This window comes from Streptomyces sp. SID3212, from assembly GCF_009865405.1.
Classification (GTDB): domain Bacteria; phylum Actinomycetota; class Actinomycetes; order Streptomycetales; family Streptomycetaceae; genus Streptomyces.
On sequence record NZ_WWJY01000050.1, the window covers coordinates 1 to 3,760 of the forward strand.

General features: G+C 70.7%; 4 protein-coding genes. 1 reads left to right on the top strand and 3 read right to left on the bottom strand.

Translation table 11 applies throughout. The features are described from left to right. Positions 1 to 112: 112 nt before the first annotated feature. The 3 genes from GT042_RS02005 to GT042_RS02015 form a co-directional block, all read right to left on the bottom strand. Positions 113 to 1,111 carry an RNA polymerase sigma factor SigF gene (locus tag GT042_RS02005; RefSeq protein ID WP_345943646.1) on the bottom strand — a complete coding sequence of 333 codons (999 nt, stop codon included), beginning with the start codon at positions 1,109 to 1,111 and terminating at the stop codon, positions 113 to 115. A 101-nt stretch (positions 1,112 to 1,212) separates the two neighbouring features. Then, the gene (locus GT042_RS02010) at positions 1,213 to 1,626 is read right to left on the bottom strand and encodes an anti-sigma regulatory factor (RefSeq protein ID WP_161306966.1); all 414 of its coding nucleotides are present in this window, start codon (positions 1,624 to 1,626) and stop codon (positions 1,213 to 1,215) included. Between the two features lie 242 nt (positions 1,627 to 1,868). Continuing rightward, entirely contained in the window at positions 1,869 to 2,129 is a 261-nt protein-coding gene (locus tag GT042_RS02015) for a UBP-type zinc finger domain-containing protein (RefSeq protein WP_161306967.1), read from the bottom strand. 35 nt (positions 2,130 to 2,164) lie between these two features. On the opposite strand from GT042_RS02015, the gene GT042_RS02020 reads away from it, so the two are divergent. Further along, positions 2,165 to 3,760, top strand: a 1,596-nt coding sequence (locus GT042_RS02020) for a Na+/H+ antiporter (RefSeq protein WP_161306968.1), incomplete at its 3' end; no start/stop codon positions are given.

Consider the following 3,760-nt stretch of genomic DNA (forward strand, 5'->3'; position numbering starts at 1 on the left):
GGCGGGCGCCGTGCGGACCCGCTCGGCCCCCCGCCGCCCGGTGGGTGTCCACCGGGCCGGCCCCGGAGGGCGGGGGCGGGGTGCCTCGGAGCCGTACCGGATGATGTTTGTCCTACTCCTCGACCAGCAGGCGCTCGCGCAGCTGCGCCAGCGTGCGGGCCAGGAGGCGGGAGACGTGCATCTGGGAGATGCCGACCTCCTGCGCGATCTGGGACTGCGTCATGTTGCCGAAGAAGCGGAGCAGCAGGATCCGCTTCTCGCGCGGCGGCAGGTCCTCCAGCAGTGGCTTGAGCGACTCGCGGTACTCGACGCCCTCCAGCGCCTCGTCCTCCGAGCCCAGCGTGTCCGCCACGGCCGGTGACTCGTCGTCCGTGTCCGGGACGTCCAGGGAGAGCGTCGAGTACGCGTTCGCGGACTCCAGCCCCTCCAGGACCTCCTCCTCGGAGATGCCCAGCCGCTCGGCCAGCTCATGCACCGTCGGCGACCGCCCGTGCTGCTGCGACAGCTCCGCCGTCGCCGTCGTCAGCGACAGCCGCAGCTCCTGGAGCCGCCGCGGCACCCGCACCGCCCAGCCCTTGTCGCGGAAGTGCCGCTTGATCTCCCCGACGACCGTCGGCGTCGCGTACGTCGAGAACTCGACCCCGCGCTCGGGGTCGAACCGGTCCACCGACTTGATCAGACCGATCGTCGCGACCTGCGTCAGATCGTCCAGCGGCTCGCCGCGATTGCGGAATCGTCTCGCCAGATGCTCCACCAGCGGCAGGTGCATCCGCACCAGCTGGTTCCGCAGATCCGCCTTCTCCGGCGACCCGTCCGGCAGCTCGCGCAGCGTGACGAACATCAGCCGCGCACCACTGCGGTCGTGGGGATCGTGCTGCTTCTGCTCGGTGTGCTCGCTGTGCTCGGTCTGCTCGGTCCGCTCGGTCGTCCGCTCAGTCTGGTCGGTCTGGTCCGTCTTCTCGGTGTGCTGCTGCTCGCTCTGCTCGCTCATCGTGGCCGCCCGCTCTGCCTGCGCCTGCTCCGCCGCGGCCTTCTGGCCGTCAAGTCCGTCCTCCGGGTGGGGACGGGCCTGCTGCTCCGGGATGCCCTCGGGGGCGAGCACGGGCTCCACCGGAGCCCCGTGCCCGTCCCGCGGTCCCGCCGGCCGGGATCCTTCCGGCCGCGCGTCCCGTGGGACGCGCCCCTCGTCACGCACCGGCCCTTCCCCGTTCGTCACGCCGGCCCGGGTCCCGCGCCGCGCTGTTTGTACAGGCTGATGGAGACCGTACGGTCCTCCGCGACCGTCGAGTCGACCTTTCCGGCCAGTGCGGAGAGCACCGTCCAGGCGAAGGTGTCCCGTTCCGGTGCCCGCCCGTCGGTGGTCGGCGCCGAGACGGTCACCTCCAGGGAGTCCTCGACAAGCCGGAAGACGCAGCTGAGGACGGAGCCGGGCACGGCCTGCTGGAGCAGGATCGCGCAGGCCTCGTCCACCGCGATGCGGAGGTCCTCGATCTCGTCGAGGGTGAAGTCCAAGCGCGCCGCGAGGCCGGCCGTGGCCGTACGCAGCACGGACAGGTAGGCACCCGCAGCGGGCAGCCGGACTTCCACGAAGTCCTGGGTCCCGGGCTCGCCTGCGATCTGGGACACCCTCACCTCCAAGGTGGCACAAGCTCTTCAGGGCTCCGGACAAGGGACGTCCCGAAGCCTCGCGGTACGTAGTCGGTACGCAGCCGGTCTGGACTGGCGACGCTATCGCGATCCATAGTGCCCTGTCGCCGGACCCCCGTCCGACGGGTGTCACTCATGGTAAGTCCATGAGCACGGAAAGTCGCCGGACCTGCGCCGCCCTCAAATACAAGAAACCGGCGGAGGGTTGACGTACCCAAGCGTCAGACGATCGAACCGTCGACGTAGCACCACCGCCAGCTCTCCCCGGGTTCGATACTCCTCATGACTTCATGATCGGTGTTCTTGAAATGCTGCGTGGCGTGTTGGTATGGCGAGGAGTCGCAGCACCCCACGTTCCCGCAGACCAGGCAGAGCCGTAGCTGCACGGGATGGCTGCCGACCGCGAGGCACTCCAGACAGGTGTCGCTCTGCGGTTCGGGCTCGGGGCGCGGCAGTTCCGCGGCATGCAGGCACTCGCTCATGATGGCCAGGTTACGACGCTAGTGAGGACCGTGTGATGGACGTATTGCCGCTGGTCGCGTTGGTGGCGGGGAGCGCGGCGATCGCCGGCGCGGCCCGCAGGACGCCGGTGCCCGCTCCGCTGCTGCTGGTGACCGTGGGGTTGATCGCCGCGTACGTGCCGGGCGTGCCGGACTACACGCTGGATCCGCACATCGTGCTGCCCCTGCTGCTGCCGCCGCTCCTGTACACGGCCGCGGTGGACAGTTCGTACCTCGACCTGCGTGCCAACATCAGGCCCGTCGCGCTGCTCTCGGTGGGGTACGTCCTCTTCGCGACGGTCGTGGTCGGCTACCTCGCCTATCTGCTGGTGCCCGACCTGCCGCTGACCGCCGCCCTGGTCCTCGGCGCGGTCGTCGCGCCGCCGGACGCGGTCGCGGCCACCGCCATCGCGCGGAAACTGGGTCTGCCGAGCCGGATAACGACCATCCTCCAGGGCGAGTCGCTGGTCAACGACGCGACCGCGATCACCGCCTTCAAGGTGGCCCTCGCCGCGGCCGTCGGCGAGGGCGCGAGCTGGGGCGGCGGGCTCGCCGAGTTCGCGCTCGCCTCCTTGGGAGGCGTCGGCATCGGGCTGGTGATGATGGTGCCGCTGCACTGGCTCCGTACGCATCTGAGGGAGGCACTGCTCCAGAACACCCTCTCCCTGCTCATCCCGTTCGTCGCCTACGCGGCGGCCGAACAGGTCGGGGCCTCGGGGGTGCTGGCCGTCGTGGTCGTCGCCCTCTACCTCGGCCACCGCTCCTGGCAGGTCGACTTCGCGACCCGGCTCCAGGAGGCCGCGGTCTGGAAGATGGTCGCGTTCGTCCTGGAGTCGTCCGTGTTCGCGCTGATCGGACTGCAACTGCCCTTCGTCCTCAGGGGGCTGGGGGAGTACGGCGTCGGGGAGGCGCTCCTGTACGCCGTCGGCGTCTTCGTCACCGTGGTGCTGGTCCGGTACGTCTGGGTCTATCCGGCGACCTTCCTGCCGCGCAAGCTGTTCCCCAGGATCAGGGAGCGCGAGCCCGACACCGACTGGCGGTCGCCGCTGATCGTCGGGTGGGCGGGGATGCGCGGGGTGGTCTCCCTGGCGATCGCCTTCTCCATCCCGCTGACGATGCACGACGACCAGCCGTTCCCGGGGCGCAACCTCGTCCTGTTCCTGACCTTCACGACGGTCATCGGGACGCTGGTCGTGCAGGGGCTCACGCTGCCGCCGCTGATCCGGCTGCTGAGGATCCCGGGGCGCGACGTGCAGGCCGAGACCCTGGCCGAGGCGCAGGCGCAGAGCGAGGCGTCCAGGGCGGCGGAGGTACGGCTGGACGAGCTGCTCGCCGACGAGAGCAACGCGCTGCCGCAGCCGCTGGCCGCGCGGCTGCGCGCCGTCCTGGAACGGCGCCGCAACGCCGTGTGGGAGCGGCTCGGGACGGTCAACGAGGTGACGGGGGAGTCGGCGGACGACACGTACCGGCGGCTGTCGGGGGAGATCCTGGAGACGGAGCGCTCGGTGTTCGTGGAGCTGCGGGACCGGCGGGCGATCGACGACGAGATGATGCGGACGCTGCTGCGGCGGCTGGACCTGGAGGAGGCGTCGGCGTACCGGGAGGACACGCCC